This window comes from Undibacterium sp. RuRC25W, assembly GCF_049339825.1.
GTDB lineage: Bacteria > Pseudomonadota > Gammaproteobacteria > Burkholderiales > Burkholderiaceae_D > Undibacterium.
The window spans coordinates 24,107-37,373 of record NZ_JBMPPD010000009.1 but is presented as its reverse complement, the minus strand read 5'-3'; the positions used below and the strand labels follow the sequence as shown (position 1 = coordinate 37,373).

Here is a 13,267-nt window from a genome sequence, read left to right as displayed (position 1 = left end):
ATGCAGTCACTACAGAAGTTCAAATGTCTGAAAAGAAATAGCAAAGATCAGACCTTTTCCTGTTATCGGTTCAGATACTGTGATCGTTGCATGATGAAGATCAGCAACATTCGTTACGATCGCCAGACCCAAGCCACTTCCTGACTCCCCGCTACCTTCACAACGATAAAAGCGATCAAAGATGCGTTCCCGTTCAACTATGGGTATCCCCATCCCATTATCACTGACACGTAAAATCACTGACTGACTCTCTTTGATTACGCTGACATCAACGCAGCCGTCTTTTGGCGTGTAACGAATCGCGTTATCGACCAGATTACCCAGCATGATCCGCAAAGAATCTGGATTTCCTCGGATGACAATATCCTCACCATTGACATCCACTCCAAGATCAATATTTTTATTTTCAGCGAGTAAAGAAAAGTCGCTAACAACTTGTCGTGCAAGCTTAGGTAGAGAGATATTTTGATCGATTTTTTGCTCATCCAAATCACTCTGGCGTGCCAAAATCAATAACTGCTGGACCAGGTGTATTGCACGATTGAGCCGCTCGTGTAATTTTTTAATGCCAGATTTACGTTCTTCCTCGTCAGTCGTCCGTTCAACTAACTGCAGTTGTAACTTGAGTGCAGCTAAAGGCGTGCGTAACTCATGTGCGGCGTCAGCAACAAACATTTTCTGCAACTGAATCGAACTATCTACACGAAAAAATAATGCATTGATCGAATTCACAATCGGCATCATCTCTGGTGTATAACCGTTCGTATCAATAGAATGTAATGCATCTGCAGAACGCTCACCCAATGCCGTTGCCAGACGTGTCAACGGTTGCAGACTTCTACCTACAACAATCCAGATTAACAAGGCCAACGTAGGTATTAAGATCAAAAAAGGAATAAGCGATCGCAACGCAAGACTAATCTCAATTTTTTCTCTATCCAAAATAAGCTGTCCAACCTGAACCACTTGCTGGCTATTTTCTTCGCTATAAATTCGCCAATTCTTCTCAGCCACCTGAACTTCAAAAAATCCTCTTTTATCATAAAGGGGAAGATTTCGTGCAGGATTAGAAGTAAACACCATCGACCGATATTTATCCCACACTTGGACAACAATTTTTTTTCCAGGATGTTTGTCTGCCGTCTCAGTCTGCTGCAGAGTCATGTTCGCAGGAAAAGAGCGAACAATTTGTTTTAACTGATAGTCAAATAACTCATTGGTCTCATGTCTGACTTTCATGTAAGTACCAATACAAACGGCAATAATTGTCACAACCATGCCTGACATAAGACCAATTAATAACTGCTGACGAATCGTTCTCATGTTTGAATGGCATTCATCAACTTATATCCGACGCCGCGGACATTTTTTATAAACTCCGCTCCTACCTTTTTTCGAAGCATATGAATATAGACTTCAATGGTATTGCTTTCGATATCTTCATATTCCCCATAAATTTTCTCTTCAAGCTTTGCTTTAGAAATTACTTTTCCAGGCGTTTCCAACAAGGCAAGCAAGAGGTTAAATTCATTCAATGAAAGATGAATTTCCTCACCATTAAAAAATACTTCATGTGTCGACGTATTGAGTTGCAGACCACAATGTTTTAATACAAGGTCTTGCTCTATGTGACATCGGCGTAGCAATGCTCTGATACGTGCGTATAACTCGTCGAGGTCAAAAGGTTTCACCAAATAATCATCTGCGCCGGTGTCAAGGCCTTTGATTCGGTCAAACGTTGCATCTCTGGCGGTGACAATCAGGATAGCGGCTGATCCCTTCGATTGTCTGTATTTAGTGAGCACATCGAGTCCCTGTTTCTTCGGCAAACCAAGATCGAGTAACACCAACTGGTAGTCGTTGCTTGCCAGCGCAACCTCAGCCGCTAAGCCATCGGTGACCCAGTCCACCTGATACTTTTCCTGTTGTAGCCCCTCTACGAGACTCTCACCAATCATCAGATCATCTTCAATTACCAGTAATTTCATGCACTTCCATTCTTTCATTGGCTGACTGATTCGCAAACGCTTTCGCTCACAATCACATTAATACAGGACCTAGGACACATGATAGCTGTCGCCATTTCAAATATTCCCTATCAGAAATACTTAAAAGTACCTTAAAAGGCGCAGCCTAGATTGAGGCATATTTTTTTTCTCCAAAAATTAAATTCAGCTTAAGAATAGATAAATACAACAAGATCGTTGCATTCCATCGAATGTCTTTTTCTTGTCACAAATCTTTCTTAGGATGCGAGCCATCTTAAGAAAAAAAATTAATTTAAAAAAATTAAATTCATCAAATTCAAATGGGTTTGATCTCGCTCGCAAGCAAGCAAGCAAGCAAGCAAGGCATTGCAGATCAGTGATTTTTTTATCTGATGAATAAAATTTTTTTAAGCTTAGTCATTTTTCTTGCTTCGGCAACTGTTTATTTGATGTTGCGGTTATTAAATTTTCACTTATTTCAACCCTAGGATTATTTATGTCTCAAGCAATTCCGTTTCCTAAGCGCTATTTATGCCATGCGTTGTCCGTCTCTTTGTTATCCATCGCTGTTCCTCATGCCGCTTTTTCTCAAGAGACAGTGAATCTCGGTGCAGTTGGTGCACAAACTGGCGCTGGTCAGATTGTTGAAGTGACCGCCAAACGTGATTCCGTTGCCGCAGTAGCACCAACTCAAGCCAACTTGACAGCAACTGAACCACAATCTGTGATTTCACGTGCGTTCATTGAACAATCCGTCGCGCCAACAGGCAATTTCAATACGATCGCTGGTATTTCTCCAGGCGCATCCACCCAACCATCCTCGAATGGACCTGGTGCAGCAGATACAAAAACCGTATTGCGCGGATTTCAAGATGCACAATATAACGTGACTTGGGATGGTATTCCATTTGGCGATACCAACGATCCGACCCATCACTCTACGGCATATTTCCCAGCGGCTGTGATTGGCGGCGTGGTTGTAGAGCGCGGCCCAGGCAACGCAAGTAATGTTGGCCAGGCAACGTATGGCGGCAGTATCAATTTATTCTCCAAGACACCAGCGGCAAAAATGGGAACCGAAGTCTATCTCTCCCATGGCAACTGGAATACGAATTTGTACGGTGCAGCATTTGAGAGCGGCAAGTACGGCGAGAATGACGCAACGTTGCAGTTGAACGCGCAGCAAATTAAGAGCGATGGCTATCTGACATACAACACGATGAACGGCTCTAATTTTGTCGCAAAATACCAGCAAAAAGTGGGCAGCGATAGCCGTCTTACTTTATTTGCCACCTATAACGACATCAAAACTGCGTTACCTGACTCAACCTCTGGTGCGACCCTGGCACAAGCGGCCTTGTTTGGTAAGAATTACAGCCTGAATAATGACCGAAGCAGCCAAGGTTATTACGGCTATAACACCGTTCACAAAGAAACGGATTTTGAATACATTAGATTGCAAACTAAATGGGGTGATGGCTTCCAGACTGATAATAATCTGTACACCTATTTTTACGATAATAAAACAATCGCCGGATTTGATGCGACTGGTTATTTAGGTCATGGCGTTATAGCAGCAGGTGCAGGTACGAATTCCACCTCGTATGCCGGCGCTAAAGTGCGTGCCGGTGGCGTTTTAGGCTATGACAAATTGAATGAATATCGTGTCAACGGCGATATTTTCAAAGCCACCAAGGAATTTTCCGCAGGTTTGCTACGTACAGGTATCTGGCTGGAAGAATCTAACACGTCGCGCCATCAGTTCGGTTTGGATTTAACGACAATGGCTTTGCTTGATCCGACTCAGGCTGGCGCTGGTACAAAATTCAACCAAGGTTCGAACTGGAAGCAATACCAACCGTTCGCAGAATTTGAATGGGTGGCGACTGAAACAACGACAGTCACACCAGGCTTTAAATACATGCACTTTAGCCGTAGCGTTGATGCGATTAAAAATCAGGGTTCTAGCGTACCAGCGAGTTTTTCAGAAACATATACAGCGAGTCTCCCATACCTGACCGTGAATCAAATGATCGGCAAAAATGATTCGCTTTACGCTCAGTATGCTAAAGGTATGCAAGTACCTGTTCTGGGAACTGCACTTCAAGTGGTGACACCAGCAAATACGCCAGATCCTCAGACGACAACTAACTACCAGTTTGGTGGCGTTCATAAATCTGATCGCTTCCAGGTTGCCGCTGATATTTACTATATTGACTTTAACAACCAGATCGCATCTAGTGTCGTTGCCGGACAAACTGTCTTTGTGAATCAAGGCGGAACGATATACAAAGGCGTTGAAGCTGAGGGAACGTATCTGATTGAAGGTGGATTAGCCGTCTATGCAAACTACTCTTTCAACAGTGCGAAATTTAAGACCGGTAACAAAGCAGGCGTTGGTACGATTGCTAAAGCACCAAAATCGACTGCAGCATTAGGTCTGCTCTTTAATCAAGGACCTTGGAATGCGTCACTGATCTATAAACAAGTCGGTGAACAATACGCAGTCAATAATGAGCCAACAGCCTATAAAATTGATGCATATGGCAATACTGACCTCAACGTGTCTTATACCCTGGGTGATATTACTAAAACATTCCTCAAAAAAGTAAAAGTACAGGTGAGCGCCTACAACGTCACGAATAGTCAGAAAGTGACATCAATCTCAACTGGTTCAACAGCAGCATTAGATCAATATCAATGGCAAGCACCACGCAGCTACATGGTTTCAGTCAAAGGTTACTTTTAACTGAACGCTGAGTTCTGGTGTAATGCTGTGACTAGCCTTTAGCGCGACGTATCTCGTCGGTGAAGACGTCAAAAAGCACCGGGATAGCAACATATCCCGGTGTTTTTTCTATTTTAGAGATACAGCTAACAACACTGCGTAAGATCAATATCAGACTAAGCGATCGACGCTTATACTGAAATCTCATCACAAAAACAACACTTCTCTGTCAGGTTTCAACATGACTAATGTCTACGATAAAAAAACGATTGCCTTACATTGGCTCTCTGCACTTCTGATCATCGGCCTATGGTGCGCTGGCCAAAGCATCGATTGGTTCCCGAAAGGAACACCACGCGTCTGGATCCGTAGTTTGCATATTCTGTTTGGCACCCTGCTTGCCATCACGATTGTATACCGACTCTGGTGGAGGGCCACAGCTGGGACAAAGCTACCTCCTGCAGCGACAGGCTGGCAACAAACAGTCGCAAAATCAACTCACCACGTACTGTATTTAGTCATTATCAGTACCGTTCTACTGGGATTATTTAACACATGGGTCAGAGGAGATAATTTATTCGACTTATTCCGTCTACCTGAATTCGACCCAGGCAATAAGGATCTACGCCAAGAAGTAGAGGATTTGCATGGTTTAGCGGCAAATATTCTGCTCGCCATTACGGCTTTTCATGCGGCGGCAGGTTTAGCCCATCATTTCATCCTGAAAGATTCAGTGTTATCGAGAATGCTGCCAGGCAAGAAAAGCTAATCTCCCTGTGAGGTTTGGCTTAATCAACGGCGACAATCATTTTTTATAGTGATTAACCAGATAGTAAGCCTACTGACGACGTTCTGGTTTAGCCTTAAATCCTTGGCATACATCGCCGGACGCCTCAACGACCTCTAGCATTGGCTGCCGCTTGCTTTTGATCTGGAACATTCGGCATCCATACATAAAATGAAGATCGTGTGTGATGTAGTAATGAACACATTGCAAGCAATGCGGGATTGTTTTTTTCAGGTCAGACATGTCAATTTCTTCGTAATTTCAGCGATGTTTTGATTATTTTTTTAAATTCACAGCATTATTTAAGACGATTACATCACGATGAACTTCAACAAATTAGCCCTCGCCGCTGCGCTCACCATGAGCGCGAGTATATCAACCGCCGACGCTCTCACGACAGAAAACTCGCCTGCTTTCATTCAGAACTGGTCCTTAGGTGCGGCAAGTCATTGGGATTATATTGATATCGACCCAGTACGTCATCGGCTATTTCTGAGTCGTGGCGATCATGTACAAGTACTTGATTTGCCAACCGGCAAGCCTATCAGTGAGATACCCAATACAGTAGGTGTACATGGGATCGCCTTTGCGCAAGATCTAAAATTAGGCTTCACCAGCAACGGCAAGGCCAACACTGTCACGGTATTCGACCTCGATACGCTGGCGGTTAAGCAAGAAATTAAAGTCACAGGCGTCAATCCTGATGCGATCTTATACGATGCATTTTCTCATCAGCTTTATACATTTAATGGCAAAACCGCGAACGTCACCGTCATCGACGCCAAGAGTCTGCAAGTCGTAGCAACGATTGCAACGACGGGCAAGCCAGAATTTGCGGCAAGCAATGATGCCGGAAAAATCTATTTTAATGTCGAAGACAAATCACAACTACACGTCATCGACGTCACGACGAACAAGCTGATTGCCCAATGGCCACTGGCACACTGCGAAGAACCAACCGGATTAGCCATCGATAAAAAAAATCAACGTCTATTCTCCGTTTGTCAGAATAAAACGATGGTAGTGACAGATGCAGAAACAGGAAAGGAAGTGGCAACAGTCGCCATCGGTGCGCGCCCAGACGCTACTGTTTATGATGCTGCCAATGGCATGGTGTATTCATCCAATGGTGAAGGTACGCTATCTGTGATTAAGCAACTCGATGCTAATCGCTATACCGCGACGACGACGGTCAAGACCAGCAAAGGTGCGCGGACCATGACGATGGACTTCAGTAGTAACACGATTTATCTACCCGCCATCATCGACCAGCAATTTACTGTCATGTCATTTGGCAAGAAGTAACTATTTCTATAAAAAAACAAATGCCCCCGAGGATGCATTTGTTTTTTTCCTGACCTCATTCTGATCTAATTCCGTCATGCGTCTTCATTCTCGACGGCCAAGGCCACCCATAACGCGTCCGTAAATTCTTTTGACTCAGGTGCAGTACCTTCTGGCATCACTTCTTCGACCGCCGCGCCTACGCCCTGTATCAGTGCTTCGGCTTTCAAAATCAGGTCTAGGTGCTGAGGAATCGTTTCATCACCATCTGCACATCGTTGCGCATCGATAGAATGTGCCTTACGGCAGACGCCGGGTCTGTTCGCGTAAATCATGCATTGCTGATTTTCCAATAAAACGCATGGCCCCCGCTGCCCCAGATTAGACTGTGCTAACGCCTGCTTTTCTACGAACCCTTGCCGCATATGCGCAACAATATGCGCAAACTCGTCCGCTGGTAATTGCTTCAGTTGTCGCGCAATGTAGTCGACTTCTGCTTGTTTTGCTTCGAGTTTGACATGACAACAATAACTGCATCCAGCACGACAGGCGATGGTCTTACCCCTCGCCTGCATCTTAACAAAGAGGTCATCAACATGCCGGTACAGTTGCGGAAATAGGTGAATAACGTTAGTAGGAAAAACACGTTGCGCTAACTGCCGCTGTGCGGTGATTTTGACTGCATCTATTGCTGCAAAAAATTCCGCTTGTTCTTCGGCTGTCAGCATATTTTCGTTCCTCTTAACGAGCCTCGTTCTGTTTAAATCAATCCAATTACATGATGTAATAGCAGTAACTAGGCTTGAACCTGCAAAGTTTTAACAACACGGATTTCATTGCGTTCGCCAGCACCTGAACTCACATTTTTCGATTCTTTTTTAAGGATAATCAGACGATCACCGGACACGCCGTACACCAGGCTTTCATCCTCTTTAGCTTCAAAACTGATCACAACAAACGCGCTTCCTTTCATTGACTCGCTGGTACGGCTTGCCAATGGCGTGCCATCACTATCAATCCATACTTCCAGCTTACCTTCGTAGGTTTTTAGATACTTCCGTTCTTTTTCACTCAAATGCTCGACGGGAATATCAAAGGTCAGTAAGCGCGTTGACTTGCCGTTGAGGATGTCTGTTTTTTCAGTCTTAAATACCGCGGTTTCAAGACGATGCGAAAGGTTACTTGCTGCAGAGACCAAAGGCCGCAATTCGGTCGAATTAAACTCTTTTAAGGTGTTCGTGACCGGCATTTTAGTATTAGGATCTCTCTCTTTCGCCCGCTCTTCAGCTTGTAAACGCGATAGTAATTCTTTGCTATACAACACTTGCAAACCCCGTGTCGTATCTTCAATCGTCACGCTGGCATTTGCCTGCATCTCCTCGGCTTTTTTTCCTTCACCTTGGCGATTCCATGACTTCGCTTCTAAGACGGCTTTTAGTGCAGTACTGCCCTGCAATCGTCCTAATGCAGTCTTGAGATCACCCACGCCATCTGCGTACACATTGGCGGTGAGCAAACCCATCATCGCAAAAATTACGGTACGGAATATGGTCCAGTTACTTTTTTTGATCATTAATGCACTCCTTTTAAAACGACTCTGAATTTTCTTTCATTCTTGGATCGCATTTCTAAGATTAAGTTCGCTTTTGTCGACGACCGACGTAAGGAATAACAACTATATTTTTTTATTTTTTAAATCTAGCCATCGCTGATAAGTCAGCAATGCAACCTGAGCGTCGTTCGCAGCATATAAAATCTGCTTTTCTGTGAGCGGATTGAGCGCCCAATTGGACGTTGATGTTTTTTTTGATTTGGACAATTGCATACCAAAAAATTTGGCTACCGCTGCTTTCGCTCCCATGTCACGTTGTTTGCTCTCGCGCATTGCCTTAGCCAGATCTAATACGTTAGCGGTCACGATACCGAGCTTACTTTTCAATAATTTGATATCGTCGTTAAGGCCATATCCCACTTTAAGTATGGCCTGCGTTTCAAGAATGGATTTCACGACGTCGATATTCACCGCCTTCACAACAGGAAATAAAAAAACCTTACTTTCCGTTGCCAACTGAATCAAATGCGGACCGTCGTTTTTTTGTCCTTTCAAAAAAACTGGCTTCGTTTCTGTATCAAAACCAATCACGTTTGATCTTGATAAGTGACTATAAGCCCTGTCCGCATCGGCTTCATTTTGAATCAGAAGGATGTCGTTAAGCGTAATGCCCGGATAAGGTGGAAGGGGCGTATCAGCGTCGATTTGGGTGGCAATGGCTGGTTCTTTTTCAATTATCATGCGGTGATCATCAACGTTATCGGATTTATATCTAAAGGGGGTATCGGCATTTAATGGCGCGCGCTGACAACGCAATAGTGCGCCAGTCTAGTTTCATAGCGACTCTGTATCATCGTCATCAATACGGCGTCGACGATAACTCTCTTTGCTATTGATTTCAATCACTAGAGTTTGCCCATCCGCTAAAGCAACGGCTATTTTTTCCTGCCCCTCTACCTGAAAATGATAAAGGTTTACGTTACCGATTGCCGTCGATTTTTCTAGATCAGCACCCACTAACATCTGAGACAAGTCTGTTACTGGTGCAATACGCCATACTAACTTCGTCATCTGGTTTGTACCTGCCTATCATTAAGGTATTGCTCAAATGCTTCAACATCTAACGGTTTAGAGAAATAATATCCCTGTACCTGGCTACAATGCATGTCTTTCAGTGCGGTAATCTGCTCGATGGTTTCGACACCTTCTGCCACAACGCTCAGTCCCAGACTTAATCCCATCGCAACAATCGCACTGGCAATCGCTGCATCATCCTGATTGGAGTGGATGTCGTTGATAAAGGATTTATCAATTTTCAGCTCATCAATCGGGAAACGACGTAGATAAGATAAGCTCGAATAGCCAGTACCAAAATCATCTAACGAAATCGACAAACCCAAACTTTTCAATGCCTTGAGAGCGGTCAGTGTACCGCTGACATCTTGCATCACCATACTTTCAGTTAATTCTAAGGTCAGATTTTTTGGTTCTGCACCAGTCTGCTGAATAATCAAAGCGACGCGATCCGCCAGATCATCCTCCCTGAATTGCCGCGAAGACATATTAATCGCGATATTGAGATCCAGTCCGCGTTGTTGCTTCCACAAAACCTGTTGCCTGCAAGCCTCTGCGATGACCCATTCTCCCAGCGGCAAAATCAACCCAGTCTCTTCAGCCAGCGGAATAAATTCCATCGGCATCACCAAGCCAATCTGGGGATGCCGCCAGCGCACTAACGCTTCCGCACCGATCACTTGTTGTGTAACGAGATCGATTTTCGGCTGATAATACAAAACGAATTCATCATGCTCTAACCCCCGCCGCATCGCACTTTTCATGTTGAGGCGGCTGATCGCCGTTAATCCCATCTCTGGCATAAACTGGCGCACACTGTTACGACCATGTTCTTTCACCCGATACATCGCAATATCGGCGTAGCGCAGTAAAATTTCACCATGATCGCCATCACGTGGATAGACCGAAATCCCAATACTGGCCGTCACAAATAATTCATGACCATTGATAATAATCGGACGTGAGAGGGACTCAAGGATCTTGGCTGCAATTGCATCGATGTCCTCGGTGGTTTGCAAGTCAGTCAACACAATAACGAATTCATCGCCACCGAGGCGCGCCACCGTGTCCGTGTCGCGCACACATTGCGTGAGCCGCTGGGCGACTTGTTTGAGCATTTCGTCGCCGGCGCCATGTCCCGAGGCATCATTAATCAGCTTAAAATGATCCAGATCCAGCAACATGAGACCGACCAGAAAGTTCTGACGTTTGGCCCAAGAAATCGCCTGCGTGATTCTGTCATTTAAAAGATTGCGGTTAGCCAAACCAGTCAGGCTATCATGGGTCGCCTGGTACTCCAATTCTCGTTGATAGTTGACCCGCTCACTGACATCATTGATCACGCTGACAAAATGCGTCGTACTGGCCCCAGTGGCATCTTTGACAGGCGAAATGTGTAATTCATTCCAAAATTGGGTGCCATCTTTACGATAATTGCGTAACAAGGCGCGACCTTCGCGTTTCTCACGCAATGCCGTGCGGATTTCCTCGAGATCTGGTTGCGCCAGATCGTCACGCACTAAAAAGCGTCCTTCAAGACCGATCACTTCGCTGGCCGGATAGCCAGTGATACGTTCAAAAGCAGGATTGACATACACAATCGAATGATCGTCTTCATCACTACGGGTAATCATGATGCCGTTGCTACTGGAGACCAGTGCCTGCTCACGCAATAACAAGGCTTGCTCAACTTCTTCGAGCTCGACGCGATTTTTAACCCCATTATGGCTAACCAGCTCATCGCTTATTTCTTGTCTGACCGCAACCAGATGAGTAATGCGACCCACGTCATCATTCAATGGACTCACAACTTGCCGCTCTCGGAAACGTGCTCCCTCCTTGTTGTAGCTCTGTATATCTCCATGCCAGTACTGCCCGGGCGTCAAGGCCAGAAACGCAGCGCGATATTGCAGGTCGAGCACTGTATCTCCACAACTCCACAGCACGTTACGACCAATCAGTTCTTCCAACGTGAAGCCAGAACGATGCAAATAACTGGCGTTGCAATACTTAAACTCTCCCTGTGCATCCGTAATCAGCATTGAAAAAGGACTTTGTTTTACCAAAAGCGCCGACAACGCAAGATTGTCCTGAAGAATGTGATGTTCGTATGTCGTCAAGAAGGCAACGATCGCTTCACCAAGCGCCTTCACAAGGCGATCAAGGATCTGACGGGCGTCACTTCCTTCGTCAAGATCAAAGTCCGCACTCAGTGTCAGCGTCGCATACGCTTGTTCGCTGCGCAATGGCGTCAGCGATACCCCAAGACTCAGAGAGTTCAGCGCTTGATCGCCCGCTGGCACGGCACTTACCTGATACGATTCGGACTGATTATCCGTCTCATAAACAAGTTCAGCACTGGCATACCTTCCACGCTCGACCAATATTCTGCAAAAACTTTGCAACATCGTTGGCAAATCAGTGGAATACCAGAGGCAATCGGTCAATTCACCCAGCAACCGATACCATTGTTCTAATGTTTCTGTCTCCGTACTTAAAGAATCCCGCGAGATGCGTGTGTTCATCTGCTGTGCCACTCCCGTTATTGATTATCGTTTTTATGGTCGTCCTGCGGTATTACTTTTCAGGGGATTTTTATACCTTGTAAAAAATATTAGCGCAATAGAAACATTCACTGAACATAGTAAATTTACAAGCAAACATCTTGCGCATTGCAGCAAACGGGGCCCTTCGGGCTAACTGATTGACCGACAATCCATCGCAGGATACAAAATCGGACGCCACCAACTGCATTTCTGTCTGCGTTGATGTCTGATCAACAGCATTTCTGAGGTAAAATCGAAGGTTTAGCAAACAATATTCCTCGCACTCCGTCGGGTGCGAAAAAGGTAGACAGCACGATGCTTACATTTCAACAAATCATCCTGACATTACAAGATTACTGGGACAAACAAGGCTGCGCTTTGTTACAACCCTATGATATGGAAGTGGGCGCAGGCACCTCACACACTGGCACTTTCCTGCGAGCAATTGGGCCGGAACCATGGCGTGCCGCCTACGTGCAACCATCGCGCCGTCCGAAAGATGGTCGCTATGGTGAAAACCCGAACCGTTTGCAACACTATTATCAGTATCAAGTGGTTTTGAAGCCCGCGCCTGAAAACATTCTTGATTTATACCTGGGGTCGCTCAAAGCACTCGGTCTGGACTTGCAACAAAACGACATCCGCTTCGTGGAAGATGACTGGGAAAACCCAACACTAGGCGCTTGGGGACTGGGCTGGGAAGTCTGGCTCAACGGCATGGAAGTGACGCAGTTCACGTATTTCCAACAAGTGGGTGGCATCGATTGCAAACCGATTTTGGGTGAAATCACCTATGGTTTAGAGCGACTGGCAATGTACTTACAAGGCGTGGATAACATCTACAACTTGGTGTGGACTGAGCGTGAAGAAAACGGTAAAACCGTCCGTCTGACCTATGGCGATGTATTCCATCAAAATGAAGTGGAACAATCCACGTTTAGTTTTGAATATTCCAATACGGATTTCTTATTCTCGTTGTTCAGTAATTACGAATCAGAAGCAAAACGCCTGCTCGACGTCACTGAAAAGTCGCTGGCATTACCTGCCTATGAAATGATTCTCAAAGCAGCGCACACCTTTAATCTGCTCGACGCACGCGGTGCGATCTCCGTTACCGAGCGCGCAGCTTACATTGGTCGTATCCGCAATCTGTCACGCGCCGTCGCTGCTGCCTATTATGCGTCGCGTGAAGCACTGGGTTTCCCGATGTGTGCTGCGGACGATAAACATAAACCAGCGCCAGCCATCGCTGTGCCCTCTGCGCCAACTGCGTCAGACGCTGCTTAAGACTGAACTGACTGGATTTAA

At 45.4% G+C, this 13,267-nt stretch carries 11 protein-coding genes; 4 read left to right on the top strand and 7 right to left on the bottom strand.

The annotated features are described in order from the left end of the window. Positions 1 to 9: 9 nt before the first annotated feature. Both ACO0KV_RS06200 and ACO0KV_RS06195 read right to left on the bottom strand, forming a co-directional pair. On the bottom strand, positions 10 to 1,323 hold the full coding sequence (locus tag ACO0KV_RS06200) for an ATP-binding protein (RefSeq protein WP_423040973.1): 1,314 nt from the start codon (positions 1,321 to 1,323) through the stop codon (positions 10 to 12). Beyond that, on the bottom strand, positions 1,320 to 1,988 hold the full coding sequence (locus ACO0KV_RS06195) for a response regulator (protein WP_423040971.1): 669 nt from the start codon (positions 1,986 to 1,988) through the stop codon (positions 1,320 to 1,322). The genes ACO0KV_RS06200 and ACO0KV_RS06195 overlap by 4 nt, the downstream gene beginning before the upstream one ends. Positions 1,989 to 2,484: 496 nt before the next feature. Here ACO0KV_RS06195 and ACO0KV_RS06190 point away from each other — a divergent pair, with 496 nt between their 5' ends. From ACO0KV_RS06190 to ACO0KV_RS06180, 3 genes are all read left to right on the top strand, one after another. Further along, entirely contained in the window at positions 2,485 to 4,737 is a 2,253-nt protein-coding gene (locus tag ACO0KV_RS06190; protein WP_423040969.1) for a TonB-dependent receptor, read from the top strand. Positions 4,738 to 4,957: 220 nt separating this feature from the next. Then, positions 4,958 to 5,485 carry a cytochrome b gene (locus ACO0KV_RS06185; protein ID WP_423040967.1) on the top strand — a complete coding sequence of 176 codons (528 nt, stop codon included), beginning with the start codon at positions 4,958 to 4,960 and terminating at the stop codon, positions 5,483 to 5,485. Between the two features lie 339 nt (positions 5,486 to 5,824). Next, positions 5,825 to 6,808, top strand: coding sequence for a YncE family protein (locus tag ACO0KV_RS06180; protein WP_423040965.1), 984 nt, complete (start codon positions 5,825 to 5,827; stop codon positions 6,806 to 6,808). 74 nt (positions 6,809 to 6,882) lie between these two features. On the opposite strand, the gene ACO0KV_RS06175 is transcribed toward ACO0KV_RS06180, so the two are convergent. The 5 genes from ACO0KV_RS06175 to ACO0KV_RS06155 form a co-directional block, all read right to left on the bottom strand. After that, the gene (locus tag ACO0KV_RS06175) at positions 6,883 to 7,515 is read right to left on the bottom strand and encodes a YkgJ family cysteine cluster protein (protein ID WP_423040964.1); all 633 of its coding nucleotides are present in this window, start codon (positions 7,513 to 7,515) and stop codon (positions 6,883 to 6,885) included. 68 nt (positions 7,516 to 7,583) lie between these two features. Further along, positions 7,584 to 8,360: a hypothetical protein gene (locus ACO0KV_RS06170; RefSeq protein WP_423040962.1), complete on the bottom strand. Its 777-nt coding sequence runs from the start codon at positions 8,358 to 8,360 to the stop codon at positions 7,584 to 7,586. Between the two features lie 102 nt (positions 8,361 to 8,462). Continuing rightward, the gene (locus ACO0KV_RS06165; RefSeq protein WP_423040960.1) at positions 8,463 to 9,080 is read right to left on the bottom strand and encodes a 3'-5' exonuclease; all 618 of its coding nucleotides are present in this window, start codon (positions 9,078 to 9,080) and stop codon (positions 8,463 to 8,465) included. A 93-nt stretch (positions 9,081 to 9,173) separates the two neighbouring features. Further along, complete coding sequence (locus tag ACO0KV_RS06160; protein WP_423040958.1) at positions 9,174 to 9,410, bottom strand: hypothetical protein; 237 nt, start codon at positions 9,408 to 9,410, stop codon at positions 9,174 to 9,176. Beyond that, complete coding sequence (locus ACO0KV_RS06155) at positions 9,407 to 11,938, bottom strand: sensor domain-containing protein (protein WP_423040956.1); 2,532 nt, start codon at positions 11,936 to 11,938, stop codon at positions 9,407 to 9,409. The genes ACO0KV_RS06160 and ACO0KV_RS06155 overlap by 4 nt, the downstream gene beginning before the upstream one ends. A 336-nt stretch (positions 11,939 to 12,274) precedes the next feature. Here ACO0KV_RS06155 and glyQ point away from each other — a divergent pair, with 336 nt between their 5' ends. Next, entirely contained in the window at positions 12,275 to 13,246 is a 972-nt protein-coding gene (gene glyQ, locus ACO0KV_RS06150; RefSeq protein WP_423040953.1) for a glycine--tRNA ligase subunit alpha, read from the top strand. The last annotated feature ends 21 nt before the right edge of the window (positions 13,247 to 13,267 follow it).

What these genes read in the sequence shown, in the direction of transcription:
- ACO0KV_RS06170 (WP_423040962.1), bottom strand. Translation starts at nt 8,360, where the DNA reads ATGATCAAAAAAAGTAACTGGACCATATTCCGTACCGTAATTTTTGCG.
- ACO0KV_RS06160 (WP_423040958.1), bottom strand. Translation starts at nt 9,410, where the DNA reads ATGACGAAGTTAGTATGGCGTATTGCACCAGTAACAGACTTGTCTCAG.
- ACO0KV_RS06200 (WP_423040973.1), bottom strand. Translation starts at nt 1,323, where the DNA reads ATGAGAACGATTCGTCAGCAGTTATTAATTGGTCTTATGTCAGGCATG.
- ACO0KV_RS06180 (WP_423040965.1), top strand. Translation starts at nt 5,825, where the DNA reads ATGAACTTCAACAAATTAGCCCTCGCCGCTGCGCTCACCATGAGCGCG.
- ACO0KV_RS06190 (WP_423040969.1), top strand. Translation starts at nt 2,485, where the DNA reads ATGTCTCAAGCAATTCCGTTTCCTAAGCGCTATTTATGCCATGCGTTG.
- glyQ (WP_423040953.1), top strand. Translation starts at nt 12,275, where the DNA reads ATGCTTACATTTCAACAAATCATCCTGACATTACAAGATTACTGGGAC.
- ACO0KV_RS06195 (WP_423040971.1), bottom strand. Translation starts at nt 1,988, where the DNA reads ATGAAATTACTGGTAATTGAAGATGATCTGATGATTGGTGAGAGTCTC.
- ACO0KV_RS06165 (WP_423040960.1), bottom strand. Translation starts at nt 9,080, where the DNA reads ATGATAATTGAAAAAGAACCAGCCATTGCCACCCAAATCGACGCTGAT.
- ACO0KV_RS06175 (WP_423040964.1), bottom strand. Translation starts at nt 7,515, where the DNA reads ATGCTGACAGCCGAAGAACAAGCGGAATTTTTTGCAGCAATAGATGCA.
- ACO0KV_RS06185 (WP_423040967.1), top strand. Translation starts at nt 4,958, where the DNA reads ATGACTAATGTCTACGATAAAAAAACGATTGCCTTACATTGGCTCTCT.
- ACO0KV_RS06155 (WP_423040956.1), bottom strand. Translation starts at nt 11,938, where the DNA reads ATGAACACACGCATCTCGCGGGATTCTTTAAGTACGGAGACAGAAACA.